The organism is Streptomyces sp. NPDC101181 (assembly GCF_044767975.1).
Taxonomy (GTDB): Bacteria; Actinomycetota; Actinomycetes; order Streptomycetales; family Streptomycetaceae; genus Streptomyces.
Genome location: NZ_JBIWOX010000011.1, coordinates 165,859 through 187,704, shown reverse-complemented (window position 1 = coordinate 187,704; position 21,846 = coordinate 165,859). Strand labels below are relative to the sequence as shown.

Genomic DNA, 21,846 nt, shown 5'->3' with positions numbered 1-21,846 from the left:
CGGCAGGCGTCGGTGAAGAAGCCGCGGCGCCGTCCCGGTCCACCCGGGCCGGCCTCGCTCACTCCTCGGGCTGAGCGAGGCCTGCCCCGGTGCGCGGCAGGAGGTCCGCCCGGGACGGCCGCACCACTCACCGGCGCCCCCTGCCCCAGCGTGCGGACGGTGATGATGACCAAGGTGGGATACCTGCCCGACGAGACGACCAGCTTCGTCGGGAGGCGGCCCGAACTGGCCCGGCTGCACACCGCGTTGACCACCCGGCGGATGACCACCCTGATCGGCCCCGGCGGCGTCGGCAAGACCCGGCTCGCGCTGCGCGCCGCCCGCGCCGCCGCCGGTCACTACCCGGACGGCGCCTGGTGGGCGGACCTCTCCCCGCTGTACGACGACGCCCTCCTGCTCCCCACCGTCTCCGACGCCGTCGGGCTCGCCGACCACACCCTGCGGATGCCCGTCGACGCGCTCTGCGAATGGCTCAGCGACAAACGCCTCCTGCTGGTCCTGGACTCCGCCGAACACCTCCGGGGCCCCTGCTCGCACCTGCTGGGGGAGCTCCTCACCACCTCGCCCGCGCTGACCGTCCTGGTCACCAGCAGGCAACCGCTCGGCACCCGGGGCGAGTACGCCGTCGAGGTGCCGCCGCTCCCGGTCGACGGCGCCTCCGACGCGCTCCAGCTCTTCGCCGACCGGCTGCGCGCCGCCGACCCCGGCGCCGGTCTCGACGCCCCCGGGGACGAGGCCGCCGCCGTCGAGATCTGCCGCCGCCTCGAAGGCATCCCGCTCGCCATCGAACTGGCCGCCGCGGGCATCGGCCGCCACAGCGTCGCCCAGCTCGCCGCCCGGATCGGCAGCCGCTTCGAGACGGCCGGTCCAGGCGGCGGTCCCGAGGACGCCCCCGCCGCCGGCGCGGCCCGGCTCGACCTGCTCGCCGACGCCTCGGTTTGGCCCCGCCGCCACCGCACCCTGCGCACCGCCATCGGCTGGTCCCACGAGCTGTGCTCCCCGGTCGAACGCCTGCTGTGGGCCCGCCTCACCCCGCTGCGCACCGACTTCGACGCGGAGACGGCCCGCGAGGTCTGCGCGGCGGGCCCGCTCACCCCGGACGCGGTGGACCGGGCGCTCCAGGGCCTCGTCGCCCAGTCCGTCGTCCAGCGCGACGGCGACCGCTACCGGATGCTCGACACCCTGCGCGAGTACGGCGGGATGTGGCTCGTCGAACTGGGCGAGGAGAAGGCGGCGGCCGACCGGCACGCCGCCAGCTTCCTGGACCTGGCCCGCCGCGCCCACGACGGCTGGACCGGTCAGGACCAGGTCTCCTGGTACCACCGGGTGTCCGACGCCCATCTCGACCTGTGCGCCGCCCTGGACCACCTGCTCGCCCACGACGTCGAGGCGGCCCAGGAGATGGCGGGCCGGGTCGGCTTCTTCTGGGCCTGCTGCGGGCACCTCTCCGAGGCGCGCGGCTACGCCCGGCGGGCCCTGGACGCCGCCCCGGTCGACGGCCCCCACCGGACCCGGTTGCAGTGGGTGTTCGGCGTCGCGGCGCTGCTCCAGGGCGACTTCGCGACCGCCGAGAAGTACGGCGCCCTGTGCACGGCGATCGCCCTGTACGACCGGGACGACGAGGGCATGCTCGGCGCCACCTACCTCTCCGGCATCACCCAGCTGATGACCGGGGAGCCCGCCGCCGCGTTGGAGAGCGCCGAACGCGTCCTGCGGATGACCGACCGGGTGCCCGCCGACTCCGCGCACCGGCTGCGCTGCCGCCTCGTCACCGTCTTCGCGCTCACCGCCCTCGGCAGGCTGGCCGAGTCCGAGGCGGCCGCCACCGCGCTGCGCCGGGCCTGCGAGCGCGGCGGCGAGTTCTGGACCCGCTCCTACGCGGACTACCAGCTCTCGCTGATCGCCCTGCTCCGGGACGACCCCGAAACCTCCGCCACGCACGCCCGCGCGATGCTCGCGGGCAAGCACCTGCTGCGGGACAGCTTCGGCATCGCGCTGGGTCTGGACCTGCTGGCCGCCGCGATCGCCGCCCAGGGCGCCGGTGCCCGAGCGGCCCGGGTCTACGGCACTGGGCACGCGTACTGGCGGATGGTCGGCCACCCCCAGCGCGGCACGCCCGAGCTGGGCCCGGTCCGCGAGCGGTGCGAGCTCCAGGCGCGGGCGGCCGTGGGTGACGAGGCCTATCAGCGCGCCTTCGAGCGCGGTCAGTCGGACAACGCGGAGGTCGGTCTCGCCGACGCCCTGCGCACCGGACTCCAGCTCTGAGCCGTCGGCTCTGGCCCGTCAGCTCCGGCCTGTCGCGGACGGCGTCCGTGTTCCCGGACTACCGGCCCCCCGAGCATGCAGGTAAGGTTAGGCATGCCTAAGTAGCCGCTTGGGTGCCGCTGACTGTCCCTGGAGAACCCGGATGCGTCCCTTCAGCTCCCGCGCCACGCAGCCGACCCGCGCCGAGCGCGTCCGGTCGATCCTGACCGTCGCCCACTCCATGACGGTGGTCAGCGACGGTCTGCACACCGAGGTCCGCCGGCTGGACGGCACGGGCGCGATGGGCCACATCCACCTGCACGCCCCGAACGACGGCGGCCACGCGCCGTCCGCCGAACGGGTCCCGGCCCGGCTGGAGTTCACCGACATCGCGCCCACCCCCGTACGCGACCGGCTGCGCGCCCGGGTCACGGTCACCGGGCTGCTGGCCGCCCCGTACAGCACCGACACCGAGCAGTCCACCTGCATGGAGTTCGGGCAGGCCGTGCTGGAGGACGGCGAGGGGCGCGCCTTCGTCACCCTGGAGGAGCTGGAGGACGCTGAGACCGACCCGATCGCCGCGTGCGAGGCGGGGATGCTCACCCACCTGGTGGACGACCACGCCGAGCTCGTCCCGCTGCTGCTGCGCCTGATCCGCCCGCGCCCGGAGCGCGGCATGACCCGGGCCGTGCCGCTGGCGATGGACCGCTTCGGGCTGACCCTGCGTCTGGAGTACCCGGGCGCCCACCAGGACGTGCGGCTGCCGTTCCCCCGCCCCGTCACCGAGATCGACCAGGCGGGCCCGCAGATCCACGCCCTGCTGGCCGCCGCCCGCCGCGTCTCCCACCGCAACGGGCTGCCTGCCTGAGCCCGCCGCCCTGCCGGGCCGCTACCGCTCCGGCAGCCGCTGGGCCGGGACCGTCGGCACGGCCGGGGCGAGTGCGGAGAGCCGGGCCAGCAGCTCGCCGAACGGGCCGTCCGCCGGCTCCCGGGACAGCACCCGCAGCACGATCCCCGCCATCTCCTCGTCGTACGCGGCGCTGACGGCGGCCAGCGCGGCGAAGTCGTGCACCAGCTGCGTCTCCAGCTCCTCGCGCGGCACGCGCCGCCCGTCCAGCCAGATCAGGGCCGTCGACTCGGCGAGCGAAACCCAGGAACGGACCACCAGCTCCAGCCGGGCGGGCGGTTCGCTCACTCCGAGGTGCGTGATGATCTGCTCGTACGCGGCCTGCCGCACCCCGTCGATCATCGCGTTCGCCGCCGAGGAGCCGACCGCGGGCCCGCCGCGCATCAGCGCCGAGAACCCCGGGCCGTGCTCGTCGACGAAGTCGAAGAACCGCCCCATCACCCGCAGCAGCCGTGCCCCCAGGGGCCCTTCGAGAGGTTCCAGGAAGCGGGCCGCCAACTCGTCGGCGGCCCGGCTCAACGCCGCCTCGTACAGGCTCTGCTTCCCGGGGAAGTAGTGGTAGACGAGCGGTCGCGAGATCCCCGCGGCGGCGGCGATCTCGTCGATCGACACATCCTCCGGCGAGCGGCGGCTGAACAAGTCCAGCGCGACGCCGATCAGTTGCTGTCTGCGCTCGTCGACGCCCATCCTGCGCCGCACCCCGGTCGTCATGCCGACAGCCTATCGGGGGCGCCCGCCGACAGGTCCTAGAGGTCCAGGACGAGGCGTCGGCTCCGGCAGCGCGAGACACAGATCAGCATCGCGTCGCCCCGCTCGTCGTCCGTCAGCAACGTGTCGCGGTGGTCGACCTCGCCCGCCAGGACGCGCTGTTGGCAGGTTCCGCAGAAGCCCTGCTCGCAGGAGTACGCGACATGGGGCAGCTCCGCGCGGACCGCGGCCAGCACCGACTGCCCGGCCGCGACCGGCACGGTGCGTCCGGTGCGCCGCAGCTCCACCTCGAACGCCCCCGAACCGGCACCGGAGTCGGCACCGGAGCCCGTCGCGCCGCCCGCCGCCGAGAACCGCTCCAGGTGGAGGACGCAGCCCTCGGGAAGCGCGGCGGTGACGGCGGCCGTCAGGGGCTCGGGCCCGCAGCAGTACACCGCGGTGCCCGGGGCGAGGCCGGTCAGGGCGGCCGCCACATCCGGGTGACCCGCCTCGTCCTGCGGGACGACCGTGACCCGGTCCCCGTCCGCACCCAGCTTCTCGACCTCTGCCAGGAACGGCATCGAGACCCGCGACCGCCCCCCGTACAGCAGCCGCCAGTGGGCCCCCGACGCGGCCAGTGACCGCAGCATCGGCAGGACCGGGGTGATGCCGATGCCGCCGACGACGAAGACGTAACCGGGGGCCTCGGTCAGCGGGAACCGGTTGCGCGGCCCGCGGACCTTGACCTCCAGCCCCTCCCGGAGCTGTTCGTGCACCTCGCGCGAACCACCCCGGCCGTCCGTCACCAGCCGGGCCGCCACCGTGTACGCACCGGTGTCCGCGGGGTCGCCGCACAGCGAGTACTGCCGGACCAGCCCGGACGGCAGCACCAGGTCCAGATGCGCGCCCGGCTGCCAGCGCGGCAGCCCCGCCCCTTCGAGCCGGAGCTGGACGACGCCCTCGGCGATCTCGGTGCGCCCGGTGACCAGCAGGCGGCGGACCGTCGTCGCGCGCCGCCGGGAGTGCCCGGACACCGGCTCGGGCAGGGCGGGCATCGGCCACAGCGGGGAGCGGGCGATCCGGCGCTTCAGGGCGCGCCGGGTGAGCACGGCGGCACCGGTGACGAGTGCGACCGTGAACGGCCGGGGCGCGGTCACGGGTCAGACCCCCTTCGCGGTGGCGGCCTCGGCGGCGAGGGCAGCGGGCGAATGGGCCAGGTAGTCCACGGCCTGGGCCGTGCTGAACTCCCGCGAGGGGTGGTAGGAGCGGCTGAGATAGCTCGGCACGGACCGCAGGATCGCTCCCGTGGTGGGCAGCGTGCCCTGCCTGCCGCTGGCGTGGAACGCCCTGAACGAGGCCCTGCCGTCCCGCAGGGTCGGGTCGTTCTCCATGAAGAAGCGGGTGCCGCGCTGCCAGAGGAAGACCAGCGCGGAGAAGGCCGCGGCCCAGGTCCGCACCCGGCGGGCGTAACCGCCGTCGACGTGCGTGAAGACGTCGAAGGCCACCGACCGGTGCTCCACCTCCTCCGCGCCGTGCCAGCGGAGCAGGTCCAGCATGACCGGGTCGGCGCCCTTGCGGTCCAGCGCCTGTGCGCTCAGCACCCAGTCGCCGAGGAATGCGGTGTAGTGCTCGATCGCCGCGATCGTCGCCACGCGCTCCATCAGCCACCACCTCGACGCCCGCCCCGGCGGCAGCGTCCGGTCACCGAGCAGCTTCTCGAAGAACCAGTCGACCTGCGCGGTGTACGGGGTCGGGTCGAGGCCCAACTCCCGCAGGTGCGGCAGCACATCGTCGTGCGCCTGCGAGTGGACGGCCTCCTGCCCGATGAACCCGATGACGTCCTCGCGGAGTTGTTCGTCGTGGAGGTGGGGGAGGATCTGCCGGTAGACGTGGACGAACCAGCGTTCCCCGGCCGGGAGCAGCAGATGCAGCACGTTGATGGTGTGCGTGGTGAACGGGTCGCCCGGCACCCAGTGCAGGGGGGTCTTCTCCCAGGCGAAGGACACCTTGCGGGCCTTGAGGGGCGTCCGCTCCGACGCGACCGCCCCTGGCTGCGTGTTAGACATGCTGTCAATGTACTGACGGGTACGTCGGGGGACCAGAGGCGTGCACGCAATTCCCGGCGGGGCCACGGGCATCGCGCGATGATCGGCTGTATGACGAAACCAGTTCGGGCGCGGTCCTTCGACGCGGTGGCCGCCGCCTACGACGCGAACCGCCCCTCCTACCCGCCCGCCCTGTTCGAAGCCCTGGAGGAACTGTCCGGAGCGCCGCTCGCCGGAGCCCGGGTCGCGGACGTCGGGGCCGGGACGGGGCTCGGCACGGCACGGCTGCGGGAGCGCGGGGCCCGGGTCACCGCGGTGGAGCCGGGCGACGGGATGGCGGAGCAGTTCCGCCGGAGCCTGCCCGGTGTCCCGGTGGTCCGGGGCGACGGCAACAGCCTGCCGCTGCGCACCGGTTCGATGGACCTGATCACCTACGCCCAGTCCTGGCACTGGACCGACCACGCCCGCGCGGTCCCCGAGGCGCGGCGGGTACTGCGTCCCGGCGGGGCACTCGCCCTGTGGTGGAACGACGGCGACCCGTCGGTGCCCTGGCTCCAAGAGCAGGAACACCGGCTGCGCCGCTTCCTCGGAGCGCGGACACCCGCCGCACCCGACGTCCGGGCCCGCTACCGGGACGTGCTGCCCGACGGGCTCGGCTTCCGCACCCGGCAGGTCGCGTGGAGCCGCCGCGTACCCCTGGAGCGCCACATCGCCAACCTGGCCACCCACTCCGACTTCCTGGTCGGCGACCCGGCCGCGGTCCGGGGCTGCCTCGACCGCGAACGGGCCCTGCTGGGCGACCTGTTCCCGGACGGCCAGGTGGAGGAGGCGTACGTGGTGAGTCTCGCCGTAGCGCACCCCTGAGCCCCGCTCCGGGCGCGGGCCGGGACGGCGCTCCTGGCCGGGTGCGGTGGAGCCGGCCGCCGGGGTGCGCTCACCCGTGGTCCAGATAGGCCAGTACCGCCAGCACCCGGCGGTTGTCGTCGTCCGAGGGAGGCAGGCCGAGCTTGCCGAAGATGTTCGACGTGTGCTTGGCGACCGCCCGCTCCGTGATCACCATCTGCGTGGCGATCGCGGTGTTCGAGCGCCCCTGGGCCATCAGCTCCATCACCTCCCGCTCGCGCGGGGTGAGATGCCCCATCGGCTTGTCCTGCGAACGGCGCGACAGGAGCTGGGAGATGACCTGCGGATCCATCGCCGTGCCGCCCGCCGCGACCCGGCGCACCGCGTCCACGAACTGGTCCGCGTCGAAGACCCGGTCCTTCAGCAGGTAGCCGATGCCCCCGTGGCCGTCCGCCAGCAACTCCCGTGCGTACAACTGCTCCACGTGCTGCGAGAGCACCAGCACCGGGAGCCCCGGGCGGGCCCGGCGGGCGGCGAGGGCGCACTGGAGGCCCTCGTCGGTGTGGGACGGCGGGAGCCGGACATCGACGACGGCGACGTCCGGCTCCAGCTCGGCCAGCGCCTTGGTCAGTTCGGGTCCGGTCTCCACGGCGGCGGCGATCTCGAAGTCGTACGCCTCCAGCATGCGCACCAGCCCGTCGCGCAGCAGGAAGAGGTCTTCGGCTAGGACAACGCGCAAGGAATCTCCATGGTCACCATGGTGGGACCGCCCGCGGGGCTGCTGACGGCCAGGACGCCGTCGAATGTACCCAGTCGCCGTTCGATGCCGCGCAGCCCCGACCCCGAGTGCGGCCCCGACCCCCCGCCGATGGCCGCGCCGCCCCTGCCGTCGTCCGTCACGGAGATCCGCAGCATCCCCTCCGCGTGGTGCAGGTCCACGTAGATCCGCTCGGCCGCCGCGTGCTTCGCCGCGTTCGTCAGGGCCTCGCTCACCGCGAAGTACGCTGCCGACTCCACCGGCGCCTCGGCCCGCCCCGGCAACTCCACGGTCACCTCGGTGGCGACCGGCAGCCGCAGGGCCAGTGCCTTCACCGCGTCGCCCAGGCCCCGTTCGGCGAGGACCGGCGGGTGGATGCCGCGGACCAGGTCACGCAGTTCGGTCAGGGCCTCCGCAGAGGACTCCCGGGCCGTCGCCAGCAGCTTCTTCGCCCGCGCCGGGTCCTTCTCGATCAGCGCCTCGATCGTCCCCAGGTTCATGCCCATCGCGACCAGCCGGGCCTGCGCCCCGTCGTGCAGGTCCCGCTCGATCCGGCGCAGCTCCGACGCGGCGGTGTCCACCGCCTCGTGGCGGGTCTCGGTCAGCCGCTCGATGCGCCGCTCCATCGCCTGGTCCTGGGTGGGCGCCAGCAGCGTACGGGCGAGCACGAAGTGCAGCCGCAGCAGCGGCCCGCCGAACCGCAGCCCCACGTGGAAGAGGACGACCCCCAGCGCCAGGGCCGCCAGCCCCGTCAGCTGACTGTCGACCGGCACGAACGTGTACCAGTACGGGTCGTCCCGGAACACCCGCCACAGGCCCGCCGCCAGGGCGAGCCCCTCCACCGGGTAGATCATCAGGGCCGCGGGCAGGACGGCCAGCACCAGGCCCGCTGTCATGTCGACCAGCAGCCACTGGAGGTCCCGCCAGGTCGCCGGGTCCTTCAGCAGCAGCGTGGTCCGCTCCACCTGGCCGGTCACCCCCGTCCGCAGGTCCCGGGGGAAGGGCCGGTAGGGCACCGGAATCCGCACGTCCGACCAGGTCGCCGCCCACAGCCGCCGCTGGTTGGCGTGCTTGCGGACCGCCTCCAGCACGACCGGCGTGGTGAACACCCCGATGCCCAGCAGGATGAAGGAGAGGGAGACCACGGTGAGAACGAACAGCGCGACGGAGACCGCCAGGCCCACCACCGACAGCAACAGCCCGCGCCCCGCCGTCAGCATCGACGATCCGACCCGCTCCGTGAACGCTACCCTCATGGGTCCCTCCCTCTTCGAGGTCCTCCGCCTGCCCATCGGGACGAAAGACGCTCACCGGCCGACCGGGGCGGTCCCCGGTCTGCCGCAAGTCTCACCCGGGACGACCCCGCGACATCAGCCGGTCCACCACCCGACGGAGGGTGTGGCCAGCACCACCCCCGCGGCCCCGGCCCGCCCCACCCCCGGGACGGGGACGGCCCCGGACCGCGGCAGAAAACCGCGGTCCGGGGCCGCCGGACGTACGCCGGGGAAACCCTCCGGTCAGGGCGTGTACTTGTACCCGACGCGCCGCACCGTCTGGATCGAGCGCCGGTACTCCGCGCCCAGCTTGCGGCGCAGCCGGGCGACATGGACGTCGACGGTGCGCCCGTCGCCCACGTGCCCGTAGCCCCACACCGTCGTCACCAGGTGATCGCGGGTGTGCACCCGGTGCGGGTGCGCCACCAGGTGGGCCAGCAGCTCGAACTCCAGGTACGTCAGATCGAGCGTGACCCCGTCCACCGACGCCGTACGCCGGGTCGCGTCGATCCGGACCGGACCGGCGGCCACCGCCTCCCCGGCGGGGTCCGGCGCGGAGTGCGCCGGGTACGGCGACGGGGTCGCGTGGCCCGGACGGGCCCGGTCCGCGGCGAGCGCCGCGATCGCGGGCTGCTGGTCGGCCGGGACGAGCACCAGGTAGCCGATCATCGGCGGCTGGCCGGGCAGCGTCGGCAGGGTGTGCGGCGGTGCGGGCAGCCAGGTGGCCCCGGGCGGCAGGAAACCCGCCACGTCGGCGGGCCGGGGCACCTCGTCCCGGTCGACGGCGCGCAGCCGGTGCCGGTTCGGGTGGGAGGAGAGGGAGCGGGCGGAGGGGGTGGCCGCAGCGGGAGCCGGGGACGCCGCGGTGGCGGCGGACGCGGCGGAGAGAGTACGGGTGTTCGCCATGAGGGGTCAGCTCTTTCGCGCGAGGAGTCGTCAGGGACGGACGTGCGTCGTGCGCGCGGACCGAAGGCCGGGGTGAGCGGCGTTAGTGGGCCTGCGCGTTCCACGCGCGGCAACACACCCGGTCGAAGTCATGGTGCTGACGGGAGGGCCAGAACGGCTCAAGGTCGCTGCGACCTGATGAGATGTGCGGGAAGCTGGCCATGGCCCCATTGAAGCAGAGATCACGGCCGCGCATCAGACTCCTCTCACTCTCCGATACGGACCCTGCGCGTTACGTTCCTCACTCGACGCGCCCCCGGAACTCCACGCGCCCCCGGAACTCCGGAACTCCACGCGGCCCCGGAGCCCCGGAACTCCACGCGGCCCCCGGAACCCCCAAGGCCCGCCGGTCCGGTCGGCCGGCGGGCCCTTCGGTGACGTGCGCAGCGCGATCAGACCTGGTCGGCCTTCTCCAGCGCGGTGCAGCAGGTGTCGACGATCAGCCGCGTGACGACGTACGGGTCGACGTTGGCGTTCGGGCGGCGGTCCTCGATGTAGCCCTTCTGGTCCTGCTCGACCTGCCAGGGGATACGGACCGAGGCGCCGCGGTTGGAGACGCCGTAGCTGTACTCGTTCCACGGGGCGGTCTCGTGCAGACCGGTGAGCCGGTCGTCGATGCCCGCACCGTAGTTCTTCACGTGGTCCAGCGGCTTGGAGCCCTCACCCAACGACTCGCACGCGGTGATGATCGCGTCGTAGCCCTCGCGCATCGCCCTGGTGGAGAAGTTGGTGTGCGCGCCCGCGCCGTTCCAGTCGCCCTTGACCGGCTTCGGGTCCAGCGTCGCGGACACGTCGAAGTCCTCGGCGGTGCGGTAGAGCAGCCACCGGGCCACCCACAGTTGGTCGGAGACGTCCAGCGGGGACAGCGGGCCCACCTGGAACTCCCACTGGCCGGGCATGACCTCGGCGTTGATGCCGGAGATCCCGAGCCCCGCCTTCAGGCAGTTGTCGAGGTGCTTCTCCACGATCTGACGGCCGAAGATCTCGTCGGCGCCGACCCCGCAGTAGTAGCCGCCCTGCGCGGCCGGGAAGCCGCCCTCGGGGAAGCCGAGCGGGCGGTGGCCGTCGAAGAAGGTGTACTCCTGCTCGATGCCGAAGACCGGGGCCTGACCGGCGAACCGCTCGGCGACCGGCCGCAGCGCGGCCCGGGTGTTGGACTCGTGCGGGGTCATGTCGATGTTGAAGACCTCGCACAGGACCAGGATGTCGCCGCCGCCGCGGATCGGGTCCGGGCAGCTGAAGACGGGCTTCAGCACCCGGTCGGAGGCGTGCCCCTCGGCCTGGTTGGTGCTGGAGCCGTCGAAGCCCCAGACGGGCAGGTCCGCCACGCCCCCCGACGGCGCACCGTCCATGATCTTCGTCTTCGAGCGAAGCTTGGCGGTCGGCTCGGTGCCGTCGATCCAGATGTACTCAGCCTTGAACGTCACGGACGCCATCCTTTGCGGGTGCAGCGGTCTATGCCGCGCAGCTTGGCAAGACGCGATTTCCCGTCCGTTGCCCGAGTGTGAACCCCGTGTTACCGGGGTTTTCCCCGGTGTCCCCGGTGTGTACGGAGGCCTGCGCGGACCGGTCGCGCGGGACCTGGCCGGACCGGTCGCGCGTGGCCTGGCATGACCGGCCGCAGGGGGGCGCCGCCCGGACCGGTCACACGCGGCAGCCGCCCTTGAGCGGACCCCCGGTCCCGGCCGCCCGGACGTTCCGCACCAACTCTCCCGGCTCCTCCCCGAGCCACTCCCGGGCGGCCGACGGACCGCCGAAACGCGGCGCGAGACACCCCGCCGCCGGCCGCCGCGCACCGGAACCGTCCGCACCGTCCGCGTCGTATACGGGGGCTGGGTCGCGCGGGATCGGGGTGGACCGTCGTCGTCCGGCGCGCCGGGGCCGGCCGCCCGCGACACAGCCGCGGCACCTCGCCCGGGAGCCCGGCCGGGCCGCCGTCCCAGCCGTCCACAGGGGCGCTGTCCCCGCCCTTCCTTCGGGATCCGTTCACCCGGGGGTGCTGCCGCCCCCGTCCGGGCGCCGGGCACACTGACGTCCATGACGACTCCCGGCACCACCCCTCCGCTGCGTATCGGCCTCCTCGGAACCGGCCCCTGGGCGCGCAACACCCAGGCCCCCGCGCTCGCCGCCCACCCCGGCGTCGAACTGAGCGGGGTGTGGGGTCGCCGGGCGGAGGCGGCCGAGGCGCTCGCGACGGGCCACGGGGCCCCGGCGTACACGGGTGAGGAGGGTGTCGACGCGCTGCTGGAGGCGAGCGACGCGGTGGCCTTCGCGCTGCCGCCGGACGTACAGGCCCCGCTCGCGGTCCGGGCGGCGCGGGCGGGCCGCCATCTGCTGATGGACAAGCCGGTGGCCACCACGGTCGACGGGGCCCGGGAGGTGGCCGACGCGGTGGCGGAGGCGGGGGTGGCCTCGGTGGTCTTCTGCACCCTGCGCTTCGCGCCCGAGACCTCGGCGTGGATCGCCGAACAGGCTGCGGTGGGCGGCTGGTTCACCGCCCGCGCGCAGTGGCTCGGCTCGCTCTACGCCGCCGGTTCCACCAGCGAGTACGCCGAGTCGCCGTGGCGGCGGGAGAAGGGCGGCCTGTGGGACGTCGGCCCGCACGCGCTCTCGGTGCTGATCCCGGTCCTGGGCGACGTCGAGCACCTGACCGCCGCCCCGGGCCCCGTGGACACGGTCCACCTGATCCTGCGCCACACCTCCGGCGCGTCCAGCACGGTGACCCTCGGCCTGAGCGCCCCGGCGGGCGCGGCGGGCGTGGAGATCGAGTTCCGGGGCGAGCGGGGCACGACCGCCGTCCCGGGCTGGGACGGAGCGCGAACCGCGTTCCGGGGAGCGGTGGACGCCCTGGCGGACGCGGTACGCACGGGAACCCCGCACGCCTGCGACGCCCGCTTCGGCCTGCGCCTGACGGAGCTGCTGGCGCGGGCGGAGACCCAGCTCCGGACCCGGTAGCGGCCGGACGACGTACCGCGCCGTGCCGTGCCGGGGCAGGGGTCCTCACCCCGGCGGCAGCACCCGGCACAGGGCCTCCAGAGCCTCCGGGTAGGCGTGTTCGGCGGGCGTGGCGTACCCGACGACAAGCCCGTCCCGGGCACCGCCCGCGCCGCCGGTGGCCTCCTCGTGCGCTGAGGCTCGTCCGTGCGCGGCGGCCTCCAGGCAGCCGGTGGCCGCTCCGCGTGCAGTGGCTTCCCGGTAGGCGGTGGCCGCTCCGCGCGCCGTGGCCTCCGGGTGCCGGTAGTCGGCGAGGCCCTCGACCGCGAGTCCCTGCCGGGCCGCCTCCCGGACCACCGAACGCTCGGTGCCGGGCGGCAGCGTCACCACCGCGTGCAGTCCCGCCGCGATCCCGGTGACCCGCACGTGCGGGGCCCGTTCGGCCAGCGCGGCCACCAGCCGGTCCCGTCGCCGCCGGTGGCGCTGCCGCATCCGGCGGACATGCCGGTCGTACGCGCCCGAGTCGACGAAGTCCGCGAGAGTCAACTGCTCGGTGGCGCTGGAGAACGGCTCGCGCTCGCCCTTCGCCGCGACGACGGGTCCCACCAGCCGCTGGGGCAGCACCATCCAGCCGATCCGCAGGGTGGGGGAGAGGCTCTTGCTGACCGACCCCAGCAGCACCACATGCTCCGGGTCGAGTCCCTGAACGGCCCCCACGGGCTGCCGGTCGTAGCGGAACTCCCCGTCGTAGTCGTCCTCGACGACGAGCCCGCCGGTGGAGCGGGCCCAGTCGACGACAGCCGCCCGCCGCGCCGGGTGCAGCGGCCCGCCCGTCGGGAACTGGTGGGCGGGCGTGAGCAGAACGGCCCGGTCGCGGCGGGTGAGTTCGCCGACCCGGGCGCCGTCCCCGTCCACCCCGACCGCCCGGGTGCCGACCCGGTGCGAGGCGAGCAGCCCCCGGTGGAACGGCAGCCCGTACTCCTCCGCCGCCCAGGGGCCGCCCACCACCTCCGCCAGCAGCCGCAGCCCGTGCGCGGTGCCCGAACACAGGACGATGCGCTCCGGCGCGGTCCGCACCCCGCGTACCCGGGCCAGATACCCGGCGAGCGCCCGCCGCAGCTCAAGCCGCCCGTGCGGATCGCCGGGCCCGAACGCGTCGTCGGGGGCGGTAGCCAGGGCGCGCCGGGCGGAGGCCAGCCAGGCGGTACGCGGGAACGCGGCGGGGTCCGGCCGCCCCTGGACCAGGTCGTGGACCGGGCGGGCGGCGCGCTCGGGGGCACGCGCTCCCCGCGCCGGGGCGACGGGGGCGGCCCGCTCGGCGACCCGGGTGCCCGAGCCCTGCCGGGCCGCCAGCCACCCCTCCGCGACCAGCTCCGCGTAGGCGTCGGCGACGGTGTTGCGGGCCAGGCCCAGATCGGCGGCGAGAGAACGGTAGGGCGGCAGCCGGGTGCCCGGGGCGAGCCGCCCGCCGCTGATGGCCTCGCGCAGGGCGCCGGTGAGAACGGAGCGCCGGTTGCCCGCACCGGACAGCTCCGACGGCAGGTCACTGCCCAGGATCTCCGCCGAATTGACCCATGAACCCGTCATCAAATGCACCCCGTTACCGGTCGCCCGTCCTTCTGGATTCGTACCCATGACGACGACGGAGATCAAGACGAACGACCGCACCACGGCCCCCGCCCCACCGCTCGGCGCAATCTCGCGAAGGCGGTGCCGGAGGTCTTCCGGGCGGTCGTCGGACTGGACGCGGCGGCCCGTGAGGGCCTGGAGCCCCCGCTCGTGGAACTGGTCCCGGACGAGGTCTACGGCCGGGCGGCGAGGCAGAGCCACCCGGCGGCGCGGGAGGCTCGGACGGCGGGCGGGTTCTCCGGCTCCACAAGCGGCCTCATGGCAGACGGAGCGGGGTCGCGGAACGGCCGCGCAACGACGCGTCCAGGGCGGCCATGAGCTGGGCGGTGCGGCTCGGGCCCGTGGGGGCCGGGGGGTACCTGCGCAGCACGTCGACCAGGACGGGGGTGGCGCGTCGCCGGGCCTGCTCGATCGACCGGAGCCCGACGGCGGGATCACCGTCCGCGTTCAGCTCTGCGACGCGCGCCGCGCTCGCGGCGGCTCTCAGGATGTGACCCACCTGGGTGGCCTTCGCGATCGGGTGGAGATAGGCCGCGGAGGCGGCGTCACCGGCGGCGCGCGCGGCCAGCCGCGCGGCCTCCGTGGGTGCCTCTTTCGCGGCCCGGTGGGCGTCCAGGGACGTGACCCGTTGCAGCCTGGTCCTTCTGGCGCCTCCCGCGAACTCCCGCGCGGCGTCGACGGCGGCCCAGGGCCGGGGATCGTCGGGTCTGGCGGCCTCGAACACCGGAAGGACCTCCTCCGCGCTGTGCAGGACGTAGCCCGCGACGACGCGCAGTTCGTCCATGGTCAGTACGAAGTCACCGGAGCCGACGGCCATGGAGCCGATCCTCCCACCGGCCGGCCCCGGGCGTCCCGGTCGGCGGCTTTTCCCCGTCTCCCGGAAACCCCCGCGAGCGCTCTCGGACCCTTTGAACCCTTCCCGACCCCCTCCGAATTCTTCCCGACCCCCTCCGAACCCTTCCCGACCCCCTCCGAACTCTTCCCGGACCGAGGAACCGGTGGGACGGCCGGGATGGTGGGCCCTCAGGCACCGCGCCGCAGTGCCTCCCGTACGGCCTCCTCGCTCCGCGCCACCACGGCGCTGCCGTCATCGGCGGTGATGATGGGCCGCTGGATCAGCTTCGGGTGCCCGGACAGGGCGGCGATCCACCGCTCCCGCGAACCGGCGTCCCGCGGCCAGTCCTTGAGCCCGAGCTCCTTCGCCGCCGCCTCCTGCGTCCGCGTGATGTCCCACGGCTCCAGTCCGAGCCGGTCCAGCACGTCCCGGATCTCCTCGGGCGAGGGCACGTCCTCCAGGTAGCGGCGAACGGTGTAGTCGGCCCCTTCGGCGTCCAGCACCGTCACCGCGCCGCGGCACTTGGAACAGGCGGGATTGATCCAGATCTCCATGGGGCCAAGGGTACGCGAGGGGCTGCTGAAATGGCCTCTGAGCAGGGGCGATTGTCAGTCGGGGGCGGTAAAATGGAGGGAGTTCGTGAGGGTTCCACCACGCTGCCAGGAGGATGCCGATGGCCGTTGCCGCAGTCACCGCCGAGCCGCTCGACCGACAGCTCCCGCTCCCCGTCTTCTCCGCCCCTCTCCCGAAGAAGCGACTGCCCGCGGGCCGCCCCCGCGAGTGGTACGTCTCGCACAACCGCCGCCTCAAGGCCATGCGCCTGGCCATCGCCCTGCTCGACAGCGGGGTCTACCAGCCTTCCAGCGCCAGCAACCACCGGATACGGATCACCGCCGAGCGCATGGGCATCCACCCGCCGTCCGACACCACCTGCCGCATGGTCCGCGCCCTGATCCGCTACGGCCGCTGACCTCTGCCGACCACTGCCCCCGGCCACTGCCCGGACGACTGCCCCCGGACCGTCGAGAGACGTGTCCGGGGGCAGCGGTCGGCGACCGTCGGTCCGTACGGTGACCACGCGTCGCCCGAACCGCGGGGTAGGCTCCCACCCCCATGAAGACACTCATCTCGGTCGACATGGAAGGCGTCTCGGGGATCGTCCACTCCTCCGAGACGAACCCCGAGCGCTACGACTACCAGCGCGGCCGGGAGCTGATGACGGCCGAGGCGAACGCCGTGATCGCGGGCGTCCTGGACGCCGAGCCCATGGCTGACGTCCTGGTCGCGGACGCGCACGGCACCTTCCGCAACCTCCTGCCGGAGCAACTCGACCGCCGCGCCCGCCTGGTCCGGGGGAAGCCGCGCGCACTGAACATGCTCGCCGGGCTCGACGAGGAGACCGACGCGGCGCTGTTCGTCGGCTACCACGTCCGCGCGGGCGAGGGCCCGGGTGTGCTGGCGCACACGATGAACGGCGAGATCCTCGACGTACGGATCACCGGCCGCTCCCTGGGCGAGATCGGGCTCAATGCCGCCATGGCCGGCCACCTCGGCGTACCGGTCGTCCTCCTCAGCGGCGACGACGCGGCCTGCGCCGAGGCGGCCGCGTTGGTCCCCGGTACGGTCACCGTCCCGGTCAAGGAGGCACTGGGCATGGCGGCCGCCGTGACCCTGCACCCGGAGGAGGCCCGGGACCGCCTGCGCCGGGCGGCGGCGGACGCGGTGACCCGCCGCACGGAGATCCCGCCCCTGGTCCTCCCGTGCCCCCTGGACATCGAGGTCGACCTCGCGAGCCCGCACACCGTCGACCTGGCGACCCTCGTCCCGGGCGTCTCGCGCACCGGGGGCGCCCGTACGGTCGCCTTCACGGCCCCGGATTACGCGACGGCGTACCGCCTGATCCTGCTGCTCGCGCAACTCGCCACGCTCAAGCCCGCCTGAACCATGCGCGGTGAAGGTTTCCGCGAGCACCTCGGAGCTGAGGAGGGAAATCACCTCTGACCCGCGGCGGTCCTGGATGTCGAAGTGCAGGTTGGTACTCCAGGTGATGTGGTGGCCGCTGTCTGGCGTCACCAGCGGCCGACAAGCGTCTCCTCCATGCCCCGGTTGCGGTACAGCCAGGTGGTTCCCGGCGCGACGGTCCCGGACAGGTAGCCGATGATGGGCTCCCGCTGTGTCGCGCTGTCCAGTTCACCGATCAGCTTCAGGGCGTCGGGCAGGGGGAAGAAGGCCGCTTGTTCGATGTCGTCGTCCTGCGGCGCCAGCTCTCCTGCCCACTTGCCGATCTCGAAGGCGGCGGCCACTGCCGAGGGGTGCCGCTCGGAGTCGATGTGCATGAGGAACGCGGTCCGCACCGGGTCGCCCACCAGCAGCCCGGTCTCTTCCCTCAGTTCGCGGCGCAGTGCTTCGTGCATGAGCTCACCGTCCTCGACTCCGCCGCCGGGCAGCGACCAGCGCATCTCGCCGTCGGCGCCCAGGCCCTCCCGCACGAGCAGGATCTCGTTGCCCTGGCGGATGATGCCGATGACCAGCTGCACGCGGGGTTCGGGGGTCTTCGCATCCTCTGCTGTCATGCCGCAGACCGTACGTGATGGCCGGTTCGTCGGTGGCTGGGGCCGCCGCGGACTGAGGATGCGACGGTGGCCGCAGGCCACAGCACAGATCCCGGTCGTTGGCGGGAGGCGTTCGAGGTGGCCATGGGCCGGTTCGCCCGAGCCGAACCACGGTCGCGGGCCGGCTGGTGCTGGGCCCGCTGTCGGACCTGGCCCGCACGATGATCCAGTGGTTCCTGGACGCCGGACACCACGTCGGCCGGGTCACTGGCGACGAGGTCTACGGCGGCAACCCGCAACTCCGCACGGCTCTGCAGGAACGAGGCAGGGGCTACCACCTCGCGGTGGCCTGCTCAGCCGAAGTGGGCACCGGCTTCGGCACGTTCCGCGCACATGCCCTGGCGCGCAAGGTGCCGAAGCGGGCCTGGCAGAAGCTCTCGGCCGGGCGCGGCGCGAAGGGGCAGCGGTTCTACGACTGGTCCGTCATCGACCTCGCCGAGACAGCCTCGGGCCACCATCAGCTGTTGATCTGCCACAATCGCAGAACATCGGCGACCGCCCTCGTCTCGCCCTCAAGCGGCGTTTTGCTCGCACAGCTCCAGGCTGGCAGTACGCCGGATGCGGATGCCGGGGTCACGGCGGAGCCAGGTCAGCAGGGAGCGGAGCTCGTCATCCGCTGGCTCCACACGAATCTCGACGCGCATGTGGTCCCCCTCTTTCGCACTCCGGGCTTAGCGGTCCTCATCGTCGTCGTGTGCCGAACTCGCCTGCCTGGCAGGCTGGAAGCACCACGATCTCGGTCAGGAAGGCGCCGCCCAGCTACCGCCAAGTCGGCTACCGACGTGCCTGCGAGGCCGACCCGCACGGCCACGTCGTCTGGATGAAGCGCACCCTCGCCCAGCGAGTGAGGGCCGCCACCCCGAAATAGGGGTGGCGGCCCTCACTGCTGCTGACGTCGGGTCAGGGAGTCGACTGAGCGGTGCACGCGCAATGCACGAGGAGGCGGAAGACGAGCGGTAACAGCGAGCACTGCCGAGCAGTGTCTTCGCAGGTCAACGCACGTTCCCAGGAACTCTCCCAGACCGCCCGGACCTGACCTTTAGATGTCGAAGTACAGCTCGAACTCGTGCGGGTGCGGCCGCAGCTGGATCGGGGCGATCTCGTTCGTGCGCTTGTAGTCGATCCACGTCTCGATCAGGTCCGACGTGAAGACGCCGCCCGCCTGGAGGTACTCGTTGTCCGCCTCCAGGGCGTCGAGCACGGCCGGGAGGGAGGTCGGGACCTGGGCGACGTTGGCGTGCTCCTCGGGGGCCAGTTCGTAGAGGTCCTTGTCGATCGGCTCGGCCGGCTCGATCTTGTTCTTCACGCCGTCCAGGCCCGCCATCAGCAGCGCGGAGAACGCGAGGTACGGGTTGGAGGACGGGTCCGGGGCGCGGAACTCGACGCGCTTGGCCTTCGGGTTCGAGCCGGTGATCGGGATGCGCATCGCGGCGGAGCGGTTGCGCTGGGAGTACACCAGGTTGACCGGGGCCTCGAAGCCGGGGACCAGGCGGTGGTAGGAGTTCACCGTCGGGTTGGTGAAGGCCAGCAGCGACGGGGCGTGCTTGAGGATGCCGCCGATGTAGTAGCGGGCGGTGTCCGACAGGCCCGCGTAACCCGCCTCGTCGTAGAAGAGCGGCGAGCCGCCCTGCCACAGCGACTGGTGCACGTGCATGCCCGAGCCGTTGTCGCCGAAGATCGGCTTCGGCATGAAGGTCGCGGTCTTGCCGTTGCGCCAGGCGACGTTCTTCACGATGTACTTGAAGAGCATCAGGTCGTCGGCCGCTGCGAGCAGCGTGTTGAACTTGTAGTTGATCTCGGCCTGGCCGGCCGTGCCGACCTCGTGGTGCTGGCGCTCGACCTGGAGGCCGTTCTTGTCCAGCTCCAGGGAGATCTCGGCCCGCAGGTCGGCGAAGTGGTCCACCGGCGGGGCGGGGAAGTAGCCGCCCTTGTAGCGGACCTTGTAGCCGCGGTTGTTCTCGACCGCACCGGTGTTCCAGGCGCCGGCCTCGGAGTCGATGTGGTAGAAGCTCTCGTTCGCCGACGTCTGGAAACGGACGTTGTCGAAGACGTAGAACTCGGCCTCCGGGCCGAAGTACGCGGTGTCCGCGATGCCGGTCGAGGCGAGGTAGGCCTCGGCCTTCTTGGCGATGTTGCGCGGGTCACGGCTGTACTGCTCGCCCGTGATCGGGTCGTGGATGAAGAAGTTGATGTTGATCGTCTTGTCGCGGCGGAAGGGGTCCACCCGAGCCGTCGACAGGTCGGCGCGCAGCGCCATGTCGGACTCGTGGATGGCCTGGAAGCCGCGGATCGACGAACCGTCGAAGGCCAGTTCCTCGGCCGGGTCGAAGGTCGCTGCCGGGATCGTGAAGTGCTGCATCACCCCGGGCAGGTCGCAGAACCGGACATCGATGAACTTGACGTCGTTGTCCGCTACGTACTTCTGCACTTCGTCGGCGTTCTGGAACATCCAACTCCTCCTACTCCCGGCCCGGGAGGGACGGGGTTGTAGCTCGTGGTGCGGCCAGTGCGGTGGCACACGCTGGTCCCGACCATAGGCAGGCGTGATTTCTCAAGCATGACCCATTTGTTTCGCCCAAGTTAACCGGGGCGGGGGTGACCGGCATCTCAGCGGGTGCCTGTGCGCGGCTGTTTTCGTGCCCCGCCCGGCCGGGCCCAAACCCGGTCGCAGTACCGTGGACGGGTGGACAACAGGCAAGCAATCGGATCGTGGCTCTCCGGGCCCCGCGCGGCCGCCGAGGAGATGGGCGCCGACTTCGGCCACCGGGGCAAGGGGCTGGGGCTGCCCGAGGAGGGGCCCGGCTCGGTCGCACGGATCGGCCGGCGCGTCGGGGCCCTGTTCATCGACTGGTTCCTCTGCATGCTGATCGCATACGGGCTGTTCGCTCGCGGTGACCAGCAGGCGGCGGGCAACTGGGCGCTCGGGATCTTCCTCGTGCTGAGCCTGGCCACCGTCGGGACCGTCGGCTGCACCCCGGGCAAGCGTCTGGTGGGGCTGCGGGTCATCTCGGAGGACGGCGGACGGCTCGGGTTCGGGCGCGTGGTCCTGCGGACCGTGCTCCTCCTGCTCGTCATCCCCGCGCTGGTCTGGGACCGCGACGGGCGCGGGCTGCACGACCGCCTCGGCCGCGCCGTGCAGGTGCGTATGTGAGAGCCGGTGCGCGCCGGCGGCCCGCGTGGCCGCGGCGGCGACCGCATGCCCTGGGGCACCGGGCCCCTCGGCAGCGGCATGGTGTTCATCGGGTCGCCCGGTTCGCCCGTCGGTCGGTGCAACAGCGGCCCTGGATGAGGCAACGTCCGTTTCCATACGTCAGCGGCCCCGGACCGTTCCCCGGTCCGGGGCCGCTGCTCGTTCCGCGTACCTACGCGTCCGTCGTCAGCGCATCTTTCCGCCGCGCGGCATCCGCATGCCCTTGGGCATCGGGCCCTTCGGCAGCGGCATGTTGCTCATCAGGTCGCCCATCGCCCGCAGCCGGTCGTTGGTGGAGGTCACCTGGGGGCCGGTGAGGACGCGGGGGAGCTTCAGCATCCTGGTGCGGACCTTCTTCAGGGGCACCTGGCCCTCGCCGTTGCCGACGATGATGTCGTGCACCGGCACGTCCACCACGATGCGCGCCATCTTCTTCTTCTCGGACGCCAGCAGGCCCTTCACCCGGTTCGGGTTGCCCTCGGCCACCAGCACGATGCCCGCCTTGCCGACCGACCGGTGGACGACGTCCTGGCTGCGGTTCATCGCGACCGCGGGGGTGGTGGTCCAGCCGCGGCCGATCCGGTCCAGGACGGCGGCGGCCGCGCCGGGCTGCCCCTCCATCTGACCGAAGGCCGCCCGCTCCGCGCGGCGGCCGAAGACGATCGCCATCGCGAGGACGGCCAGGACGAAGCCCAGGATGCCCAGGTAGATGGGGTGGCCGATCGCGAAGCCGATGCCGAGGAGGACACCGAAGGTGGCGATTCCGACACCCGCGATGACAAGACCGATCTTGCTGTCGGTCCGCCTGGTCATCTTGTAGGTCAGAGCGATCTGCTTGAGCCGCCCTGCGTTCTCGGCGCTGTCCGCGCCTTCAGTTTTTGCCTTCCTCGCCATAAACAGGAGTTTACGTGGCGGGGAAGCGACTCAGGAACGTGGGAGCGAGT

Annotated in this window: 20 protein-coding genes and 2 pseudogenes; 9 read left to right on the top strand and 13 right to left on the bottom strand. The window is 72.9% G+C overall.

All coding sequences use genetic code 11. The annotated features are described in order from the left end of the window. Window positions 1-162: 162 nt before the first annotated feature. Together ACIRRU_RS18490 and ACIRRU_RS18485 are read left to right on the top strand one after the other, a co-directional pair. Window positions 163-2,265, top strand: coding sequence for an ATP-binding protein (locus ACIRRU_RS18490; RefSeq protein ID WP_403681665.1), 2,103 nt, complete (start codon window positions 163-165; stop codon window positions 2,263-2,265). A 142-nt stretch (window positions 2,266-2,407) separates the two neighbouring features. Beyond that, window positions 2,408-3,112 (top strand): DUF2470 domain-containing protein, encoded by a 705-nt coding sequence (locus ACIRRU_RS18485; protein ID WP_403681578.1) that lies wholly within the window; start codon window positions 2,408-2,410, stop codon window positions 3,110-3,112. A gap of 21 nt (window positions 3,113-3,133) precedes the next feature. Here ACIRRU_RS18485 and ACIRRU_RS18480 read toward each other — a convergent pair whose 3' ends face one another. Genes ACIRRU_RS18480 through ACIRRU_RS18470 form a run of 3 tightly spaced genes read right to left on the bottom strand, consistent with a single transcriptional unit; the run spans window position 3,134 to window position 5,904 of the window. Then, entirely contained in the window at window positions 3,134-3,862 is a 729-nt protein-coding gene (locus ACIRRU_RS18480; protein WP_363202614.1) for a TetR/AcrR family transcriptional regulator, read from the bottom strand. A gap of 35 nt (window positions 3,863-3,897) precedes the next feature. Beyond that, on the bottom strand, window positions 3,898-4,995 hold the full coding sequence (locus ACIRRU_RS18475) for a PDR/VanB family oxidoreductase (protein WP_403681576.1): 1,098 nt from the start codon (window positions 4,993-4,995) through the stop codon (window positions 3,898-3,900). A gap of 3 nt (window positions 4,996-4,998) precedes the next feature. Further along, a complete protein-coding gene (locus tag ACIRRU_RS18470) occupies window positions 4,999-5,904 on the bottom strand; it encodes a metal-dependent hydrolase (RefSeq protein WP_403681574.1) in 906 nt (301 codons plus the stop codon). A 90-nt stretch (window positions 5,905-5,994) separates the two neighbouring features. Here ACIRRU_RS18470 and ACIRRU_RS18465 point away from each other — a divergent pair, with 90 nt between their 5' ends. After that, window positions 5,995-6,747 (top strand): class I SAM-dependent methyltransferase, encoded by a 753-nt coding sequence (locus tag ACIRRU_RS18465; protein WP_403681571.1) that lies wholly within the window; start codon window positions 5,995-5,997, stop codon window positions 6,745-6,747. Window positions 6,748-6,817: 70 nt separating this feature from the next. On the opposite strand, the gene ACIRRU_RS18460 is transcribed toward ACIRRU_RS18465, so the two are convergent. The 4 genes from ACIRRU_RS18460 to glnII all read right to left on the bottom strand — a co-directional run bounded on the left by ACIRRU_RS18460 (window position 6,818) and on the right by glnII (window position 11,129). Then, complete coding sequence (locus ACIRRU_RS18460) at window positions 6,818-7,465, bottom strand: LuxR C-terminal-related transcriptional regulator (protein ID WP_403681568.1); 648 nt, start codon at window positions 7,463-7,465, stop codon at window positions 6,818-6,820. Then, window positions 7,450-8,739, bottom strand: a complete 1,290-nt coding sequence (locus tag ACIRRU_RS18455) for a sensor histidine kinase (protein WP_403681566.1) — start codon at window positions 8,737-8,739, stop codon at window positions 7,450-7,452. The genes ACIRRU_RS18460 and ACIRRU_RS18455 overlap by 16 nt, the downstream gene beginning before the upstream one ends. Before the next feature lie 261 nt (window positions 8,740-9,000). Then, the gene (locus tag ACIRRU_RS18450; protein WP_403681563.1) at window positions 9,001-9,663 is read right to left on the bottom strand and encodes a winged helix-turn-helix domain-containing protein; all 663 of its coding nucleotides are present in this window, start codon (window positions 9,661-9,663) and stop codon (window positions 9,001-9,003) included. A gap of 431 nt (window positions 9,664-10,094) precedes the next feature. Then, window positions 10,095-11,129, bottom strand: a complete 1,035-nt coding sequence (gene glnII, locus ACIRRU_RS18445; RefSeq protein ID WP_403681560.1) for a glutamine synthetase — start codon at window positions 11,127-11,129, stop codon at window positions 10,095-10,097. Window positions 11,130-11,739: 610 nt separating this feature from the next. Here glnII and ACIRRU_RS18440 point away from each other — a divergent pair. Continuing rightward, window positions 11,740-12,657 (top strand): Gfo/Idh/MocA family protein, encoded by a 918-nt coding sequence (locus tag ACIRRU_RS18440; protein ID WP_403681557.1) that lies wholly within the window; start codon window positions 11,740-11,742, stop codon window positions 12,655-12,657. A 45-nt stretch (window positions 12,658-12,702) separates the two neighbouring features. Here ACIRRU_RS18440 and ACIRRU_RS18435 read toward each other — a convergent pair whose 3' ends face one another. From ACIRRU_RS18435 to ACIRRU_RS18425, 3 genes are all read right to left on the bottom strand, one after another. Next, window positions 12,703-14,223 carry a PLP-dependent aminotransferase family protein gene (locus ACIRRU_RS18435; RefSeq protein ID WP_403681554.1) on the bottom strand — a complete coding sequence of 507 codons (1,521 nt, stop codon included), beginning with the start codon at window positions 14,221-14,223 and terminating at the stop codon, window positions 12,703-12,705. A 298-nt stretch (window positions 14,224-14,521) separates the two neighbouring features. After that, window positions 14,522-15,082 carry a putative immunity protein gene (locus tag ACIRRU_RS18430; RefSeq protein WP_403681551.1) on the bottom strand — a complete coding sequence of 187 codons (561 nt, stop codon included), beginning with the start codon at window positions 15,080-15,082 and terminating at the stop codon, window positions 14,522-14,524. A gap of 206 nt (window positions 15,083-15,288) precedes the next feature. Beyond that, window positions 15,289-15,654 (bottom strand): arsenate reductase family protein, encoded by a 366-nt coding sequence (locus tag ACIRRU_RS18425; protein WP_403681549.1) that lies wholly within the window; start codon window positions 15,652-15,654, stop codon window positions 15,289-15,291. 119 nt (window positions 15,655-15,773) lie between these two features. Here ACIRRU_RS18425 and ACIRRU_RS18420 point away from each other — a divergent pair, with 119 nt between their 5' ends. Both ACIRRU_RS18420 and ACIRRU_RS18415 read left to right on the top strand, forming a co-directional pair. After that, on the top strand, window positions 15,774-16,070 hold the full coding sequence (locus ACIRRU_RS18420) for a hypothetical protein (RefSeq protein ID WP_363202594.1): 297 nt from the start codon (window positions 15,774-15,776) through the stop codon (window positions 16,068-16,070). Window positions 16,071-16,213: 143 nt separating this feature from the next. After that, a complete protein-coding gene (locus ACIRRU_RS18415; RefSeq protein WP_403681546.1) occupies window positions 16,214-17,041 on the top strand; it encodes a M55 family metallopeptidase in 828 nt (275 codons plus the stop codon). 128 nt (window positions 17,042-17,169) lie between these two features. Here ACIRRU_RS18415 and ACIRRU_RS18410 read toward each other — a convergent pair whose 3' ends face one another. After that, the gene (locus ACIRRU_RS18410) at window positions 17,170-17,673 is read right to left on the bottom strand and encodes an NUDIX hydrolase (RefSeq protein WP_403681543.1); all 504 of its coding nucleotides are present in this window, start codon (window positions 17,671-17,673) and stop codon (window positions 17,170-17,172) included. Window positions 17,674-17,882: 209 nt separating this feature from the next. Between ACIRRU_RS18410 and ACIRRU_RS18405 the strand changes: the two are divergent. Beyond that, window positions 17,883-18,212: pseudogene (locus tag ACIRRU_RS18405) on the top strand (IS701 family transposase); the annotation flags it as partial. A gap of 193 nt (window positions 18,213-18,405) precedes the next feature. Then, window positions 18,406-18,556, top strand: a pseudogene (locus ACIRRU_RS18400) (tetratricopeptide repeat protein); the annotation flags it as partial. A gap of 195 nt (window positions 18,557-18,751) precedes the next feature. Here the strand turns inward: ACIRRU_RS18400 and glnA are convergent. Beyond that, window positions 18,752-20,161, bottom strand: a complete 1,410-nt coding sequence (gene glnA, locus ACIRRU_RS18395) for a type I glutamate--ammonia ligase (RefSeq protein WP_403681541.1) — start codon at window positions 20,159-20,161, stop codon at window positions 18,752-18,754. Between the two features lie 294 nt (window positions 20,162-20,455). On the opposite strand from glnA, the gene ACIRRU_RS18390 reads away from it, so the two are divergent. After that, a complete protein-coding gene (locus ACIRRU_RS18390) occupies window positions 20,456-20,863 on the top strand; it encodes an RDD family protein (RefSeq protein ID WP_363202756.1) in 408 nt (135 codons plus the stop codon). A 225-nt stretch (window positions 20,864-21,088) separates the two neighbouring features. Here the strand turns inward: ACIRRU_RS18390 and ACIRRU_RS18385 are convergent, their stop codons facing one another. Then, the gene (locus ACIRRU_RS18385) at window positions 21,089-21,796 is read right to left on the bottom strand and encodes a DUF4191 domain-containing protein (RefSeq protein ID WP_363202590.1); all 708 of its coding nucleotides are present in this window, start codon (window positions 21,794-21,796) and stop codon (window positions 21,089-21,091) included. Between the last annotated feature and the right edge of the window lie 50 nt (window positions 21,797-21,846).

What these genes read in the sequence shown, in the direction of transcription:
- ACIRRU_RS18440 (WP_403681557.1), top strand. Translation starts at nt 11,740, where the DNA reads ATGACGACTCCCGGCACCACCCCTCCGCTGCGTATCGGCCTCCTCGGA.
- ACIRRU_RS18485 (WP_403681578.1), top strand. Translation starts at nt 2,408, where the DNA reads ATGCGTCCCTTCAGCTCCCGCGCCACGCAGCCGACCCGCGCCGAGCGC.
- ACIRRU_RS18435 (WP_403681554.1), bottom strand. Translation starts at nt 14,223, where the DNA reads ATGACGGGTTCATGGGTCAATTCGGCGGAGATCCTGGGCAGTGACCTG.
- ACIRRU_RS18415 (WP_403681546.1), top strand. Translation starts at nt 16,214, where the DNA reads ATGAAGACACTCATCTCGGTCGACATGGAAGGCGTCTCGGGGATCGTC.
- ACIRRU_RS18455 (WP_403681566.1), bottom strand. Translation starts at nt 8,739, where the DNA reads ATGAGGGTAGCGTTCACGGAGCGGGTCGGATCGTCGATGCTGACGGCG.
- glnA (WP_403681541.1), bottom strand. Translation starts at nt 20,161, where the DNA reads ATGTTCCAGAACGCCGACGAAGTGCAGAAGTACGTAGCGGACAACGAC.
- ACIRRU_RS18465 (WP_403681571.1), top strand. Translation starts at nt 5,995, where the DNA reads ATGACGAAACCAGTTCGGGCGCGGTCCTTCGACGCGGTGGCCGCCGCC.
- ACIRRU_RS18430 (WP_403681551.1), bottom strand. Translation starts at nt 15,082, where the DNA reads ATGGCCGTCGGCTCCGGTGACTTCGTACTGACCATGGACGAACTGCGC.
- ACIRRU_RS18390 (WP_363202756.1), top strand. Translation starts at nt 20,456, where the DNA reads ATGGGCGCCGACTTCGGCCACCGGGGCAAGGGGCTGGGGCTGCCCGAG.
- ACIRRU_RS18385 (WP_363202590.1), bottom strand. Translation starts at nt 21,796, where the DNA reads ATGGCGAGGAAGGCAAAAACTGAAGGCGCGGACAGCGCCGAGAACGCA.
- ACIRRU_RS18425 (WP_403681549.1), bottom strand. Translation starts at nt 15,654, where the DNA reads ATGGAGATCTGGATCAATCCCGCCTGTTCCAAGTGCCGCGGCGCGGTG.
- ACIRRU_RS18420 (WP_363202594.1), top strand. Translation starts at nt 15,774, where the DNA reads ATGGCCGTTGCCGCAGTCACCGCCGAGCCGCTCGACCGACAGCTCCCG.
- ACIRRU_RS18490 (WP_403681665.1), top strand. Translation starts at nt 163, where the DNA reads ATGATGACCAAGGTGGGATACCTGCCCGACGAGACGACCAGCTTCGTC.
- ACIRRU_RS18470 (WP_403681574.1), bottom strand. Translation starts at nt 5,904, where the DNA reads ATGTCTAACACGCAGCCAGGGGCGGTCGCGTCGGAGCGGACGCCCCTC.
- ACIRRU_RS18410 (WP_403681543.1), bottom strand. Translation starts at nt 17,673, where the DNA reads ATGACAGCAGAGGATGCGAAGACCCCCGAACCCCGCGTGCAGCTGGTC.
- ACIRRU_RS18450 (WP_403681563.1), bottom strand. Translation starts at nt 9,663, where the DNA reads ATGGCGAACACCCGTACTCTCTCCGCCGCGTCCGCCGCCACCGCGGCG.
- ACIRRU_RS18480 (WP_363202614.1), bottom strand. Translation starts at nt 3,862, where the DNA reads ATGACGACCGGGGTGCGGCGCAGGATGGGCGTCGACGAGCGCAGACAG.